13 protein-coding genes are annotated in these 15,396 nt (G+C 58.9%); 4 read left to right on the top strand and 9 right to left on the bottom strand.

The window, feature by feature from the left end; translation table 11 throughout:
* Positions 1 to 231: 231 nt before the first annotated feature.
* From QWJ34_RS18430 to QWJ34_RS18420, 3 genes are all read right to left on the bottom strand, one after another.
* On the bottom strand, positions 232 to 1,065 hold the full coding sequence (locus QWJ34_RS18430) for a hypothetical protein (RefSeq protein ID WP_302730092.1): 834 nt from the start codon (positions 1,063 to 1,065) through the stop codon (positions 232 to 234).
* The gene (locus tag QWJ34_RS18425) at positions 1,052 to 2,569 is read right to left on the bottom strand and encodes an aminotransferase-like domain-containing protein (protein WP_302730090.1); all 1,518 of its coding nucleotides are present in this window, start codon (positions 2,567 to 2,569) and stop codon (positions 1,052 to 1,054) included. Before QWJ34_RS18425 ends, QWJ34_RS18430 begins: the two co-directional genes overlap by 14 nt.
* Positions 2,570 to 2,747: 178 nt before the next feature.
* Positions 2,748 to 3,173, bottom strand: coding sequence for a MerR family transcriptional regulator (locus tag QWJ34_RS18420; protein ID WP_302730088.1), 426 nt, complete (start codon positions 3,171 to 3,173; stop codon positions 2,748 to 2,750).
* A 149-nt stretch (positions 3,174 to 3,322) separates the two neighbouring features.
* Here QWJ34_RS18420 and QWJ34_RS18415 point away from each other — a divergent pair, with 149 nt between their 5' ends.
* The 3 genes from QWJ34_RS18415 (at position 3,323) to QWJ34_RS18405 (ending at position 5,499) form a co-directional block, all read left to right on the top strand.
* A complete protein-coding gene (locus QWJ34_RS18415) occupies positions 3,323 to 4,240 on the top strand; it encodes a helix-turn-helix transcriptional regulator (protein WP_302730086.1) in 918 nt (305 codons plus the stop codon).
* Between the two features lie 104 nt (positions 4,241 to 4,344).
* Positions 4,345 to 4,860 (top strand): DinB family protein, encoded by a 516-nt coding sequence (locus tag QWJ34_RS18410; protein WP_302730084.1) that lies wholly within the window; start codon positions 4,345 to 4,347, stop codon positions 4,858 to 4,860.
* Positions 4,861 to 4,890: 30 nt separating this feature from the next.
* Entirely contained in the window at positions 4,891 to 5,499 is a 609-nt protein-coding gene (locus QWJ34_RS18405; protein WP_302730082.1) for a YdeI/OmpD-associated family protein, read from the top strand.
* 23 nt (positions 5,500 to 5,522) lie between these two features.
* On the opposite strand, the gene QWJ34_RS18400 is transcribed toward QWJ34_RS18405, so the two are convergent.
* Entirely contained in the window at positions 5,523 to 5,918 is a 396-nt protein-coding gene (locus QWJ34_RS18400; RefSeq protein WP_302730080.1) for a response regulator, read from the bottom strand.
* Positions 5,919 to 6,090: 172 nt separating this feature from the next.
* Here QWJ34_RS18400 and QWJ34_RS18395 point away from each other — a divergent pair, with 172 nt between their 5' ends.
* Positions 6,091 to 6,990 carry a helix-turn-helix domain-containing protein gene (locus QWJ34_RS18395; protein WP_302730078.1) on the top strand — a complete coding sequence of 300 codons (900 nt, stop codon included), beginning with the start codon at positions 6,091 to 6,093 and terminating at the stop codon, positions 6,988 to 6,990.
* Positions 6,991 to 7,198: 208 nt separating this feature from the next.
* Here QWJ34_RS18395 and QWJ34_RS18390 read toward each other — a convergent pair whose 3' ends face one another.
* The 5 genes from QWJ34_RS18390 to QWJ34_RS18370 form a co-directional block, all read right to left on the bottom strand.
* Positions 7,199 to 8,899, bottom strand: a complete 1,701-nt coding sequence (locus tag QWJ34_RS18390) for a M3 family oligoendopeptidase (RefSeq protein ID WP_302730076.1) — start codon at positions 8,897 to 8,899, stop codon at positions 7,199 to 7,201.
* Positions 8,900 to 9,025: 126 nt separating this feature from the next.
* Positions 9,026 to 10,741 carry a M3 family oligoendopeptidase gene (locus QWJ34_RS18385; protein WP_302730074.1) on the bottom strand — a complete coding sequence of 572 codons (1,716 nt, stop codon included), beginning with the start codon at positions 10,739 to 10,741 and terminating at the stop codon, positions 9,026 to 9,028.
* A gap of 135 nt (positions 10,742 to 10,876) precedes the next feature.
* Positions 10,877 to 11,068: a hypothetical protein gene (locus tag QWJ34_RS18380; protein ID WP_302730072.1), complete on the bottom strand. Its 192-nt coding sequence runs from the start codon at positions 11,066 to 11,068 to the stop codon at positions 10,877 to 10,879.
* Positions 11,069 to 11,309: 241 nt separating this feature from the next.
* Complete coding sequence (locus tag QWJ34_RS18375; RefSeq protein WP_302730070.1) at positions 11,310 to 12,413, bottom strand: glycoside hydrolase family 18 protein; 1,104 nt, start codon at positions 12,411 to 12,413, stop codon at positions 11,310 to 11,312.
* Between the two features lie 112 nt (positions 12,414 to 12,525).
* Positions 12,526 to 15,396 (bottom strand): transglutaminase domain-containing protein, encoded by a 2,871-nt coding sequence (locus QWJ34_RS18370; protein WP_302730068.1) that lies wholly within the window; start codon positions 15,394 to 15,396, stop codon positions 12,526 to 12,528.

Genomic DNA, 15,396 nt, shown 5'->3' with positions numbered 1-15,396 from the left:
CGGAATGACTTGATAACGCTTCCATATTTTAGGTTGAAGAAAAACTCAGCAGCTGCGCCGAGCTTTCTTCCCTTTTCTATATATCGGCTTTCCCTGTTCGAAAGTTAGCTACCTCGATCAACGAAATGCGCTCGCCCTGGAACGAACAAGTTAATGCCTTTTTAGACATTGCGTTCGGGCTTGAAACGAGTTTGAACAAGCTGCGGAAAATAAATGGAAAAATTTATTCGGTTATTCCGACGGCGCGTCGATCGGCTCGTTTTGCGGCTGCGATCCCAGCGTCGTTTGCGCTTCCCAGCTGGCGACGCCGCCGCTGCCGTCGCGGAAATCCAGCCGGATCGTCCCCGACTGTCCGGAGCGGTCCGCGCCGTACCGATAGCCGATACGCTGATTGTCCGCGTCGACAAAGAACCCTTCCGTTCCGGCTCCTCCGGCGATCACCGCTTCCTGATACGTCGAGCGCACCGGTTCCGGCGCGGTCTCGGCGGTTTCCGCCGCGTTCGGCGAGTCCTCGGACGCCGCGCCGTCTTCGGCGTCCGAGGCCGGGGACGATTCCGCCTCGCTTTGCGCGTCCGGCTGCCAGACGAACCCCGATAGGGAATATCCGGCCGGCAGACGATTCAGGTCGAGCAGCAGCAGCCGCTGCGAATCTTCGCGTTCGACTTCCACTTCGATCTTGTCTTTCCCGTTTTCTTTGGAAGCTTTGCCGGAAGCGTCTTGATCCGCCGTATCCGCGGCGTCGCCCGATTGGCCGTCGGCCGAGCCGTCGTCGCCCTGCGCGCCGCCGGCTTCCTGCGGATCTTGTTCCGCCGAAGCGCCGCTTTCATTGCCGCCGGTTTCGTCTGCGCCGCCGTCCGCTTCTTCCTGCCGCTCCTGCGCCGAGCCGCTCTGCTGCTCTTGATTCTGCGCCGTGCTCATCTCGTCCGCCTGCGGCCCGAAGCGGATACAACCTGCGAGCAGCAGCGAAGACAGCATCAAGCCGGCGGCTGCGAGGCGAAGAACGCCCCGGCGCGCGGTTCCCGCCGCTGGAGCTTCGGCTGTCCGATTCGGTTTACGCTCCGTCAATATGATCCCCTCCCGCTTCCGGCACCTTTCGCTTATCGCGCTCTGCCGCTTTTTTTTGCTTTCCGAGTTCTTTTACCACGCCGCCGATGATTCGAAGCCCTTCCCCGATCTTCTCTTCCGATACCCGCGAGAAGCCGATCCGCAGCGTCGATTGTCCGCCTCCGTCGGTATAGAACACATCGCCGGGCATAAACACGACGCCGAGTTCCCGGCAGCGCTCCAGCACTTCTCGCGCACTCAGCCCGTTTTGAAGCTCCACGAATACGTGCAGGCCGCCTTCGCCGCTCATGCTCTTCATGGGGATATGCTCGCGGCAGCCCTGGACGGCCAGCTCGTATTTGCGTTTGTACTCCGTGCGGGCTCTTTTCAGATAACGTTCGAAATTGCCGTTGTGCAGATACTGGAACAGCAGCGCCTGGTCGAGCGTGGACGTATGGATGCTGCGCGCCCGCTTGAGGCTTTCCAGATAACCGATCAGCTCGCGGTCCGCCACGACCCAGCCCACCCGGATGCCGGGAAACAGGATTTTCGAAAAGCTGCCGATATACGCCACCGAATTGCCGGCGCCCGCGCAGGCGATCAGCGGAGCCGCATGGGCGCCGGAGTAGCGAAGTTCTTCGTTGAAGCCGTCTTCGACCACCGGGACTTCGTATTCGCCGAGCAGCCTCAGCATCTCCATCCGCTTCTCCGGCGACGTCACGATTCCGGTCGGATTGTGGTACGACGGGATCAGGTACGCCAGATCGAACGAACCGCCGTCCAGCGAAGTTTTCAGTTCTCGCATACTCATGCCGTCGCGCTCCATCTTTACCCCGGCCGGTTCGAATCCGTGCAGCTTCATCATCTTGATCGCTGTCTGGTGCGTCGGATTCTCGCACAGGATGCGCCCGCTGCCGCGGCGAATACCGCTCAGCAGCAGATCGAATCCTTCCGTAAACCCGTTGGTGATCAGGATGTCTTTGCCGGTCGTATCCACGCCTTTGCTCTGCATATATTTCATCAAATGCCGCATCAGCGGGCGATAGCCCTGGGCATAACCGTAATTCAGCAGCACGTCTCCTTCAAGCGCCATCCGGTCGAGAAAAGCGCGTTTGACGCCGTTCATATCGAACAAACGCTCGTCGGGCGCGATGCTCGTAAACGCGATCATGCCTTTTTCCCAGCGGACGCCGTGCTTCATCAGGTCCATCTCTTCGGCCAGCAGCGCACGGTCGCCCATCCGTCCGCCCCAGTCGATCGTCCCCGGCGGATCTTCCAGGTGCGCCGCGGCCCGGGCGACGAAATTGCCGCGGCCTTTGACCGCTTCGATCCAGCCCGTCCGCTCCAGTGCTTCGTACGCGCTGATGACGGTGCTGCGGCTTACGCCGAGCAGTCCGGCCAGTTCGCGCGTCGACGGCAGTTTATGATGCAGAGGCATCAGCCCCTGGGTAATCAGCGTTTCGATGTATTCTTTCAATTGGATATATGCGGGGCTTTCGCCGTCCGCCCTGAAATCGTTAAACATTCGCTCAGCTCCTTACCCTCTATCATTTCACATCCGCCCGGCAAAGAAAAGAACCGCGCCGCGGGGCATTCGCACAGGCTGTGGAATGTTCCGGCGTCCGGCGCGGTACGAGAAGTAAGGGTTGAAAAACGGCTTCGCCCCGCGATTCGGGACAGCTTCGATACTTTCGCTGCAAGAATTACGAGCCGCTGCCGGACGTCGCGCGCGCCGTATCCCAGCTGGCGGGATTGGTGGCATCCGGGATGCCGCTCTCCAGCACCGCTTGATAATGGACGATCTTCTGCTCCATATGCGCGACGCGCTGCTTGGCTTCTTCGAGCTGGACCAGCGCGGCGTCCCGGTAGGCCTGCATCATCTCGTAGCGCTGCGGAACGGTCGCATCGCCTTCCAGGCAAAGATCGACGTAGGTCTTGATACTTTCGATCGCCAGCCCGGAGCGTTTGAGGCATTTGATGCCGTACAGCCAGTTGATCGCTTCTTCGTCGAACAGCCGGATATTGTTCTCGCTGCGCCGTACGCTCGGCACCAGCCCTTTGTCGGTATAGAAACGCACGGCGTGTTCGCTGAGTCCGGTTCTGATCGCCGCTTCTTTGACGGTATACATAGCTATAGATTCCTCCTCGAAAAAACATGGGAAAGCGTCAGGCTTATTTTAACGGAAATCGGCGGCGGAAGAAATACGCGCCGAGAAGCCGTGCTATAATGAATGCACCAAACTGTAATCCGGCAAGGAACAGAAACGAGGAACGGCTTATGAAACTGGAACGGATGATCGCGATCGTTTACAAGCTGCTGAACCACGAGGTGCTGTCGGCTTCGACGCTGGCGGAAGAATACGGCGTATCGCAGCGGACCGTCTACCGGGATATCGACGCGCTGTGCGCCGCGGGTTTTCCGATCGTATCGTATCAGGGGCAAAGCGGCGGCTACGGCATTATGGAAGGTTATAAAATGGATAAAAGTCTGCTAGGTTCCTACGATGTGGAGTCGCTGGTCACCGTGCTGCGCGGTCTTTCGACTGTATTCGAAGACGATCGGGCGCAGGGGACGATCGAACGGCTGCAAACGGTCGAGCCGAATCGGCAGGGCCCAAGCGTATCGGTCGCGTTCGAGACCCGTTCGGTCGAGCCGGAAGCTCTGCCGAAACTGCGGACCGGTATCGCGCAGCGGCAGGTCGTCCGCTTCGATTATGTGAACGCCGGCAACGAACGCCTGGAGCGGGAACTCGAACCGCTGCGGCTGGAATTCAAATACCGGAACTGGTACGTGTACGGCTTCTGCCGAATCCGTGGCGACTACCGCGAATTCCGGCTGTCGCGCATGTTCCGGGTCGAATTGACGTCCGAAACGTTCGTCCCGCGCGGCGACGCGCCGCCGGACGTATCGGATCCCAAAGCCCCCCTGCCGCTGTCGGAAGTCGTGATCCGCGTGCGCCCGGAAGCGCTGGCCGAAGCGCTGGATCATTTCCAGCAGGCGGACAAGCAGTTCCACCCGGACGGCGGCATGACGCTGCGCATCGAAGTCCCCGGCCCGCTCGACGCCGGCTGGCTGCGCGCCATCCTGCTCGGTTTCGGCAGCGGCGCCGAAGTCCTGCACCCGCCCGAACTCCGCCGGCTGCTGAAGAACCAGCTGCGCGAAATGCTGGTACTGTACGAAAACGAAGAAAAATGAATGAAGGTGAAAAAGAAGTCTGACAGACTGTTGTCAGACTTCTTTTTGTATGCTGAATTCGAAAGCAAATCACGATAACTCGAATTCAAAGGAGACCGTAAACCATGAACCATCCGCTGCAAATGCTTCGCTACAACGCCTGGGCCAACCAGACCCTGCTGAACCGCATCAAAGAACTTCCGCCGGAAACGCTGCATCGGGAAGTCAACACATCCTTCCCGACGATCGCGCATGCTTTCGCCCATATGCACATGGTCGATCAAATCTTCTACGCCGTGCTAAGCGGAACGGAGATGCAGGAAGCCATGAACGCCCGGATGCCGCTCGCCGACCAACCGATTCACGACACGCCGGACGAGCTGTCGCGCCGCTTCGCGGAGCTGAATCGGCAGTTCGAAACATGGATCGACGCCGGGCCGGATCTCGAACAAACATTTATACTGAACAATCCCTATGTGGGCCCACGGGAAACCGGACGTTCCGAAATCGTACTGCATCTGGTGAATCACGGCACTTACCACCGGGGCAACGTATCCACCATGCTACGTCAGCTCGGACACGCTTCGACGATGACGGATTACATCTTCTTCTGGTACCAGGATCAGGCTCCAGCCCAATAACGGAATTATCGAAAAAGGAGTGAACCGCTTATGCGATCGGGCGAACCTTTGCTGACGGAAATTACCACGCGCGCGGAACTGAGAAGCTGGCTGGACGTTCATGCCGACACCGCCAAAGCCTGCTGGGTCGCCGTAAGCATGAAGCCGGAAACCGGAAAACTTTTTTATCTGGACGTGGTCGAAGAATGCCTGTGTTTCGGATGGATCGACAGCACCAAGCAAAAAGTGTCCGATGAGCCCGGCGCCGGCGCGGCGCAGCGGCTGTCGCCGAGAAGCCGCCGCAGCTCGTGGACCGAGCTCAACAAAGAGCGCATCCGGCGGCTGGAGCGGCTGGGATTGATGCGCGACGAAGGCCGGAACGTTCTGCCCGATCCTCTTCTGCATCCGTTCAAGATCGACGAAGCAATCGAAACCCGGCTGAACGAAGATCCGCTCGTCTATCGCAATTTTCTAGCATTTCCCGAATTGTACCGCCGTATCCGGATCGACACCATCCAGAGCTGCCGGCGAGAGCCGGCACGGTACGCCGCTCGGCTGGACAAGTTTATCGCGTATACGCGCGAGAATCGCATATACGGACAGTGGGACGACGGCGGGCGGTTATCGGAGCGGCTTCCGGCCGAATCCGAAGCGCAGTAAACGTTTGGCAGTCAAGCCGGCGTTCAGCAGCACGATGCGCAGCCGGCGTAACCGGGCGGCATCGCATTCGCATTTTCGATCAGGCTGTAAATGCCCGCTTCGTCGACCGGCTTCAGTACATAATCCCGAACGCCGAGCTTGATCGCTTTCTGCACATCGTAGAAATTTTTGAACTCCGACATGACAAACCAGCAGATTCCGTAACACAAACGTTTATGGGCTTCGATAAAAGAAAGACCGTTCATTTCGCGCATCTCGATCTCGGAAAATACCACGTCGATCCGTTTGGACTGGAGTACGCTCAAAGCGTCGCGCGGAGTGAACACTTCAAAAATCGTACACGACGCGTCGAAATCGCAAATCGCTTTCTTGATGGCTCTTTTGATGTAAGGATCGTCGGATATTATTAACATATTCATCTTTGTCACACTCCTGTTCGCGCAAGCGGGCGGCCTGTCCCGTGCGGCTGCACGCTGTTTTGGAAAAACCCCAAGTATTGATCTATCAAAATTGTACAATAAAAACATAGCGCTCGCTCCGAAAATCGGGTATTATACTAGCAATATCGTATAGAATTTGGAGAGAAGCCGCATGGAAAATATGTACAAACCGCTTGAGATTTTTTCCGACTTGTCCGAACGATTGACTTATAACGTGTCCGACTTTCCGCTGTGCGTGTACAAAGGGTCCCTGCGTTTCTACGATACGAATTCTTTCGCTTACCACTGGCATACGGATCTGGAATTCGTGCTGATCCTCGAAGGCACCATGACTTATTTCGTGAACGGACAGACCGTCGAAGTCGACAGCGGGCAGGCTATTTTCGTCAACAGCAAACGCCTGCATCGCGGTGCTTCGTTCGGCAGCGGGAACTGCTCGTATATCGTCGTTACCGTGCATCCCTCCCTGCTGGGCGAAGGTTCTTTGGCCGGCAAAGCTTACCTGGACGAAAAGTTCGGCTTGAACGCGGAAGATTTCCTGCTGCTGTCCCCGCGGGTCGACTGGCAGCGCGAAGCGATCGAACTCCTGGTCGGCATTTACGATCAGCTACAGCGCAATCCGGACAATCTGCTGCATCTGCTGTCCCGTTCGGCCGATCTGTGCGCCCGCATGGCCGATCATATCCGGGAATATTCCGCGCAGTATACGGATACCAACCAGCTGGCGATTATTCACGAGATGACCGGCTACATCCATCGGCATTACGATTCCAGACTGACGATCGACGAGATCGCGGCGGCCGGTTCGGTGTGCAGAAGCCGGTGCTGCGAGCTGTTCAAGAAGCATATCCGACTGACGCCGAACAATTATCTGACCCAGTACCGGATTCAAAAAAGCTGCGAGATGCTCAAAGACACCAATCGTCCCGTATCGGAAATCGCGATAGCGTGCGGTTTCCAGACCGCCAGCTACTTCTCGCACGTGTTCCATAAACAGATCGCCCGGACTCCGCAGGAATTTCGCAAAGAAGCCTCCGATTCCGTTTCCTGAGCAAAAAAAGCATAAAATCCGGTTGTGCCCGGATTTATCCTTTTGATTGTCGAGAAAGTCCTATTCGTAAAGAAGCCCTGAACGCTACAGAGAAAACCGAACTTCTTCAACACATGAAGGACTAAAACAAAAAGGCTAAATCCGAGCTGTGCCCGGATTTAGCCCTTTTTTCATCGTATTAAAAGTTTTCTTTTTTTCGCAGAGAGCCTTACAAAGCTTTATCGTCCACGCTGTTCAGCCATTCCTCGATCGAACCGATGACCGACGACACGCAGCCGTCTTCGAACGGGGAGATCAAGCCGGCTTCGCGCACCAGATTGGTGAAAGACAAGCTGCCGCCCAGACCGCACAGATGCACGTAATCTTTCCAGGCCGCTTCGCGGTCTTCTCTCGAACGCTTCCAGAACTGGAACGCGCAGATTTGCGCCAGCGTGTAGTCGATGTAATAAAACGGCGCGGTGAAAATATGACTCTGCTTGTGCCAGAAACCGCCCCGCTCCAGATAATCGTTATCCGAGTAGTCTAGATGCGGCAGATACTTATGCTCCAGCTGCCGCCAGGCGGCTTTGCGCTCATCGGGCGACGCGTCCGGATTGCCGTACACGAAGTGCTGGAACTCGTCGACCGCCACGCCGTAAGGGATAAACTGAAGCGCGCCCGCCAGATGATTGAAACGGTATTTGTCCGTGTCTTCTTCGAAGAAACGGTCCATCCACGGCCAGGCGAAGAATTCCATGCTCATCGAATGGATCTCGGCCGATTCCAGTGTCGGCATGACATACGCCGCGTTCTCGAAGTGGCGGCTCCGGTAGTCCTGGAACGCGTGTCCGGCTTCATGCGTTAGCACATCGATGTCCGCGGCCGTCCCGTTGAAGTTGGAGAAAATGAACGGCGCTTTGTAATCGAACAAAACCGTGCAGTATCCGCCGCCCGCTTTGCCTTTTTTACTGACCAGATCCAACAATTCGTTCTCGCGCATGAATCGGAAAAACTCGTCCGTCTCCGGCGACATTTCCTTGTACATGTCTTCGCCGTGCTTCACAATCCAGTCCGGATCGCCTTTGGGCGCCGCATTGCCGGTCTTGAAACCGAAATTCAGATCGTAGTAGCGCAACTTGCCGACTTCGATCCGCTCGGCCTGGCGCCTACGCAGACGGGTGGCCGCCGGCACAATCTCTTCCTGCACCTGCTTGCGGAAATTTGCAACCATGGCGGCGTTGAAGTCGGTCCGCTTCATCCGGTCGTAGCCCATCTCGATAAAGCTCGGATAGCCGAGTGTGCGCGCCATGCGCGTGCGCACTTTGACCAGTTCGTCGTAGATCCGATCGAAATCGCTCTCATGCTCCGCCATAAACGCATACCGCGCTTCCGACGCTTTTTGGCGCATGCCCCGGTCGACCGACAGCTCGAACGCCTCAAGCTGGGACAGCGTGCGATCTTCGCCTTCGAACGGAATTTTGGCCGACGCGATCAGCTGCTGGTATTCGGTGGACAATTTGTTTTCAAGCTGCATTTCTTCGATAATCTCGCGAGCGAATACGCGGCTCGACGCGTCGGCCAGCTTGAACAACTGCGTTCCCCACAGCTTCTCCAGATCGGGGCGGAACTTCGAAGCGATCAGCATCCGGTTGTACAAGGCTTCCATTTCTTGAATCAAAGGCACGTTTTCGTCCATGAATGCTTTCTCGCTTTTGTAAAACTCGTCCGTCGTATCGATCGAATGCCGGATATTGACCAGCACAAACTGCGTCGCGAAAGCAGTGTACAATTTATTGTAGCCGCGGTTCGCTTCCACCTGCTCCTCGACGGTCTCCGCCGCTTCGAACCGGTCGATCACTTCTTTGAAATCGCGGGTATAAGCCTCGATATCGGGTCTATTGTACGGATAATCTTTGAATGTTTGCGCCATGCTTATCCACTCCTTTTTCGATGCGTGCAGCCTGCTTTCTTTCCCAATTAAGCCCTTATGTAAAAAGAGCCCGCCGCCCGCGGCTTGCGCGAACGACGGTGCTCATGATGACGGAAAACGAACGGTTTACAGCGCTTTGTCGTCCACCCCGTCCAGCCATTCCTCGATCGACCCGATGACCGACGATACGCAGCCGTCTTCGAACGGGGAGATCAGGCCGGCTTCGCGCACGAGTCCGGTGAAGGACTGCGTGCCGCCGAGACCGCACAAATGGATGTAATCTTTCCACGCGGCCGCGAAATCTTCTCTCGAACGCTTCCAGAACTGGAATGCGCACAGCTGCGCCAGCGTGTAGTCGATATAGTAGAACGGCGCGCCGTAGATATGGCCCTGTTTCTGCCAGAAACCGCCGCGCTCCAGATAATCGTTGCCTTCGTAGTTGAGGTGCGGCAGGTATTTCTTCTCGATGTCTCTCCAGGCGGTCTTGCGCTCGTCCGGCGTGGCATCGGGATTGGCGTATACGAAATGCTGGAATTCGTCGACGGAAACGCCGTACGGAATAAACAGCAGGCTCGACGCCAGGTGATCGAAACGGTATTTGTCCGTGTCTTCTTCGAAGAACTTCTCCATCCACGGCCAGGTAAAGAACTCCATGCTCATCGAATGGATCTCGGCGGACTCGTAGGTCGGCCACAGGTATTCCGGCACGACGTGCTCGCGGCTGGAATACACCTGGAACGCGTGTCCCGCTTCGTGCGTCAGCACGTCGATATCGCCCGACGTTCCGTTGAAGTTGGAGAAGATGAACGGCGCTTTGTAGTCCGGGATGTACGTGCAGTAACCGCCGCCCGCTTTGCCCTTTTTGCTCACCAGGTCCATCAAATCGTTCTTCAGCATGAATTGGAAAAATTCGTCCGTCTCCGGCGACAGTTCCTTGTACATGTCTTCGCCGTGCTTCACGATCCAGTCCGGATCGCCTTTCGGTTTGGCGTTGCCGCTCTTGAAGCTGAAACCATTGTCGTAGTAGCGCAGCGTATCGACGTCGATCCGCGCCGCCTGGCGTTCGCGCAGGCGCGTCGCGGCCGGCACGATCTCGTCAAGTACCTGTTTGCGGAAGTTGGCTACCATCTCGGCGTCGTAGTCGGTGCGCATCATGCGGTCGTAGCCCATTTCGACGAAGCTCGGATATCCGAGTTTCTTCGCCATCTTGGTGCGGACTTTGACCAGTTCGTCGTAGATGCGGTCGAGTTCCGGTTCTTTTTCGGTTAGGAAACCGAATCTCGCTTCCGAAGCCTTTTTACGCATATCGCGGTCGGTCGATAGCTCGAACGGCAGCAGCTGCGGCAGCGTGCGGTCTTCGCCTTCGAACGGAATCTTGGCCGAAGCGATCAGCTGATCGTATTCGGTGGACAGTTTGTTCTCAAGCTGAAGATCCTCGATGATCTCCGGGCTGAACGTGCGAATGGCGCTTTCGGCCAGCGCAAAGAGCTGCGTGCCCCATTTGCTTTCCAGCTCGGCGCGGAATCGGGAAGTGGTCAGCGCGCGGTAGTAATCGGATATGTACTCCTGCACGACCGGGCCGACTTCGTCCATAAAGTCCTGTTCCGCTTTGTAGAATTCGTCGGTCGTATCGATCGAGTGGCGAACGCTGACAAGCTGGTTCTGGGTGTCGAAGCTGTTGCGCAGTTGGTTGATCTCGTGAATCACCGTTTCCTGCTCGCCGGCGCTTGCGGCCGATTGCAGCTTCGCGATCAATTCCTTGAATTTAATCTTCAACTGGTCAATATCGGGGCGTACGTATTCGAATTGTTGAAAGGTCGTCAAAGGTTCTCCTCCTCGCATATGGCAGACTCTTTTTTCAGTATACGGAATCCGGCGCATAATAACCAGAACATTTGTAAAAATATTCGTCTCTCGCGGAAGGTAAGTTGACATAACGAAAGGAGGAAAGCGATTGATGCCAGTCGTTAAGTCGGCTTACTTTTTCCGGCAGGCGCATACCATAAAATAGGTCTCTTCTGTCAGCGGCGTTTCTTCCCAATCGGCATACAGCGCTTCGAAAGCAAAACCCGCGCGTTCCAGCAGCCGCGGAAGCTCCTGCGGATACGTATAGCGCAGGCTGATGCGAGTCGAGCTTTCGGAACCGTCTTCGCGCCGGCGGATCTTCATTGGTCAGAAAATGCTGAAAACCGTTACCGGTCATATAAGCGAAACCGGCCTTGTCGATAAAGATTCGGGATTTGCAGGGTTAGAGGTTTGCAGTTCGTTTATCGGTTTTTGATTCGTCATGGTTGGATCAATTCCTTTCTGCGGCGACTTGCTCTTGTTCGGGGAAATCAAAAAAAGCCCGGCTTCTCGCGAAGCCGGGTTCCATCAGGCAAGTCGGCCGATTCGATTGTATAGGGCGGCTTTACTCGTGTCCAGCAGTCGACGAAAGCAGTCCTTGACGGATCGCTTCCAGCAGCAGGCCGGTCCGGTCGCAGCGGTATTCCCAGAACATGACGCCGCCGAGGCCTTCCGACTGCACGTATTTACACTTGTGCGCGATGGATTCTTCGTCGTCGTACGTGATAAACGTGCCGCCGTCATGCTCGCCGCCGTCGTACAGATAAGGCGCTTTCGCTTCGTCGTCCCAGTAGCGCGCGTAGCCGTTACGGTCGATATAACTTTCGTGCAGCTCGGTGAACTCCGGGCCGTAGCCGCCGCTGCCGCCGGCCATCTGGTACAGCCCGTCGTTCACGTTCGGTACGCCTTTCCACATCCGGGAATAGAACGCCGCCCCGATCACCAGCTTCTCGCGCGGCACGCCGGCCTGCTCGAACAATCTCGCCGACGCCTGCGTGCTGATGCGGAACAGATCGCCGGTCGGCGTATACAGATTCGTATGATGCCCGGTCAGGATTTGAAAACCGCCGCGCATATCGTACGTCATCAGCTGCACGTAATCGAGGTACTGCTGAGCCTCGTCCATCCGGGTGCCGTCGATATAATACTGGTCCGCGCCCGCCGCGATCGTCAGCAGATAATGGACGCCGTCCTGCGCGCCCTGCCCGTCCAGCGCTTCGCGGATCGCGCGCAGCAGCAGGGTAAAGTTGTCGCGGTCGTCGGGGCTTGCGGCGATGCCTGCTTCGGCGTAGCACGGATACTCCCAGTCCAGGTCGATCCCGTCGAGCCCGTAGGCCGACAGGACGTCCAGCGACGACTTGGCCATCGCGGCGCGGCCGGCTTCGGTGGAAGCCGCTTCGGAGAAGCCGCCCGCGCTCCAGCCGCCGACCGACAGCAGGATTTTCACCTGCGGGTGTTCGCTTTTGAGGCGCTGGATTTCATCCATGTTTTGCAAATGTTCGGTCACGATGCGGTCGCTTTGCACATGACCGAACGCGATATTGATATGCGTCAGCTTGAGCAGGTCTTCGGTGCTCAGGTCGCGCAGGTCGGCGGAGCCGACATAGCCGACTGTGCGATAACGCGGAGCCGCGCCGGAATGAAGCTCGGAAGATGGGGATTGGGTCATCTGATGTCCTCTTTTCTGTTCGCGCATAGCGTGTAATCGATCTTTCTGTTTCGCTGACGGTCCGAAACGAATCGTCAAGCAGCTCAGCCTGCGGATTGCGGCGGCCGGTTCTTTATCGGCCGCGCACGGACAGCAGCACATTAAGCGCTTCGCGGCAGCTGCCCGGCTTGTAGCCGGATTCCGCATAGCGGATATTCAGTTCGGAATCGAGCACATACAAATGCGGAAACTCCGTTCCGGACGGCGGGCAAACAGCCGTTATTTCGGCCAGAGCCGCGCCGGAGGGATCGTGCGCAAATCCCGCGCCTTCCGGAAGCGGGGCGGGCACGAACGGCCGGACGGCTTCGGGCACGCCGCCCGCAGCCGGGCCGCCTGCCGCGCCGCGCGCAGGCAGCGGCGCTTCCCGCGAAATAAACAGCAGCCGCGCAGCGGCCTGCTCCAGTTCGGCTTTCAATTCTCCCGCTTCGCGCAGCAGATGGCGGGTCGGTTCCAGCCGATGGTCGATCCAGGCGACGATCGCGCCGCCCGGCCCGGCAAGTCCGGCCAGCGTTTCTTCGCCGCCATAGGATACGGTGAGGATAGAGCCGCCGGGAGCCCCTCCGAGTACGGCGGCTTCTTCGCCGGGATGCCGGAAGACCGGCGTCAATCGACTTTCTTGGCCGGCTTCAATCCGGATGTAGAACATCCGGCCGAGCACGCGGCCGTCCTGCAGCCGGATGCCCGTCGTCATCCGGTAATCTCCCGCTTCCAGCTCGAACGGATGCCCGTACACATCCGACAGCCGGAACGGATAAGTCAGCGTGCTGTAGAAGCCGTGCTCCAGAAGGGCCAGCGTAAAGTTCTCGCGGTACGACGCTTCCGGCGTGCCGACCGCTGCCTGCGGGTCGCGCAGCAGCCGCAGCGCGCCCATGTTACCGGAGCCGGAAGCCGCGGAGGCTTCTTCCGGCGAAACGGAAGCGGCAGCAGAGCCCGCTTCCCGCGCGTTCTCGCCGGGTCGAATCCCGGCTTCCGGCGGCGCAGCCGCTTCTGCGGCCCGCGTCGTCGCGCCGACGCCGGCAAACGCCGTTTCGACCGGGCGCTCCAGATCGCGCCACGCGCCGCCGATCAGCGCCTGCGGCTGCTGCGAAGCGGGATGCAGCCGCGCCGGGATGCCGAAGCTTCGGCAGAGGGCGACCAGCAGGATCTCGGCCGACTCGCGGTCGCCCGCCCGCAGGCCGAACGTGCCGGCCGGCGAAGCTTTGCCGGGAACCGGCGTCAGATCCCGGTACGATGTCCAGTCCGCCGCGATCCGCCGCGCAAGGGTCTGCGGATCGGCGCGAAACGCCGCCTGTTCCGCTTCGGAGAAAGCGCCGCGCAGCCGCGCCCGGTAAGGCGCCAGCCGTTCATGGCGAACGCGCGGGCACAGCACGTATTCGGCGAATGTTTCTTCGCCGGCGGACGGTTCGGCGCCTGCTCCGTCTTCTCCCGCTCCGCTCCTCCCCGTATACTCCCGTAATTCATCCAGCGCTTCCAGCCCGTGCAGCAGATGGTCGTCCAGCGTAATCCGGTCCGTGTCGATCAAGTCTTTGGACGTCAGACTTTCCAGCAGTCTCAGCGGCCACTCGCCGTGTTCCGGCGTTCGCGCTGCAAGAAAATCCGCGATCTCTTCCGCACTACCGCGCGCATCGCCCAGCGCTTTGAATACGCGCTGCGCGTCGAGTCCGAGCCGCGCAGCCAGCTCGCCCGCCTGCTGCCCGGTCGCAAAAGTCTTTTCGTAAGCGGCGCGAATCCGCTCGCCTTCGGACATGCGCTCCCGATGAAGCCGAAGCGTCCGCTCCGTCAGCGGTTGTGCTTCGCCCGGCGCCGGAATTTCTCTCGGCGGCGTCAGGTCGAAATCGACCGTGCCTTCCGGCTGCCCGGAACGGTCCAGCGTCAGTTCGATCGTTTCTTCGCCGGCCGCGCCCGCCGCGCCGCCCGGCACCGCCGCTTCGGCCCACCGCCCGTCCAGCGCGGCCCGCACGAACAGATCGCCGTAGCCGGTCGCAAACCGCACGGAGCCGGAAGCGTCCGCAATCATCGAAGCCATCGGGTGCAGCTCGGCGTAGTTGTAGAGCTGGAACTGCACCTGCGCGCCATCCGCGGGCCGTCCCTGCGCGTAGTTCACGCGCACTTCGAGCGTGCGCACCGGCGCATAATTCGCCAGCAGATTGATCTCCGTATGCGCGCTGTCGGCATACGTGACCGGCTCGGGTCCGGCGTAGCCCGCCGGCACGCGGGTATGCACCAGCATGGCCCGCCGCGCCGGGCCGTCGAACCAGCCCCGGTCGAGCCGCGGTTCGGGCTCGCACGCCCCGATAAAATGCCAGGCGCCGTCCGCCCACGCCTCGACCCAGGCGTGGTTGTCGTCGACATGCGCCCAACGCGGCGTATAGCACTGGCGCGCCGGAATGCCGACGCTGCGCAGCGCCGCCGTCGCCAGCGTCGATTCTTCGCCGCAGCGCCCTTTGGCGCTGCGCATCATGCCGAGCGGCGAGATCGTCCGCGCGTCGCTGCCGGTGTACGTCGCTTTCTCGTAGCACCAGTAATTCGTTTCCAGCACCGCGTCGGTCATCGACAGCCCGGAGACCCGGTCCGCCAGCTCCGCGGCGATCACGCTGCGGTAATCTTCCAACCGTTCGTTGTTAATGCGAACAGGCAGCACATAGTGCAGGAACAATTCGTCCGGCACCGCCGCGCCCCACGGCATGCGCGAGCGCATTTCCAGCGCGTGGCGCACCTGGATCAGAAACAATTCTCCGTCGTAGTCCGCCAGATCGTTGACCGGCATATTCGCATACAGGAATTTAAGCGCCCACTCTTCTTCTTCGCTCAGCGGACCGGCGAATATGCCGAACAATTCTTCGTCCCGTCCGGCCGCAAGTTTCCTGCGCGAGGCGAACTTCTCCTCGATCGCGGCGCGCTGCGCCGCTCCGAGCGACAGCACCGCATTCTCTTCCGTTTGCAT

Source organism: Saccharibacillus sp. CPCC 101409 (assembly GCF_030518235.1).
Classification (GTDB): domain Bacteria; phylum Bacillota; class Bacilli; order Paenibacillales; family Paenibacillaceae; genus Saccharibacillus.
The sequence above is the reverse complement of the archived record's forward strand: the minus strand, read 5'-3'. Positions and strand labels throughout refer to the sequence as shown.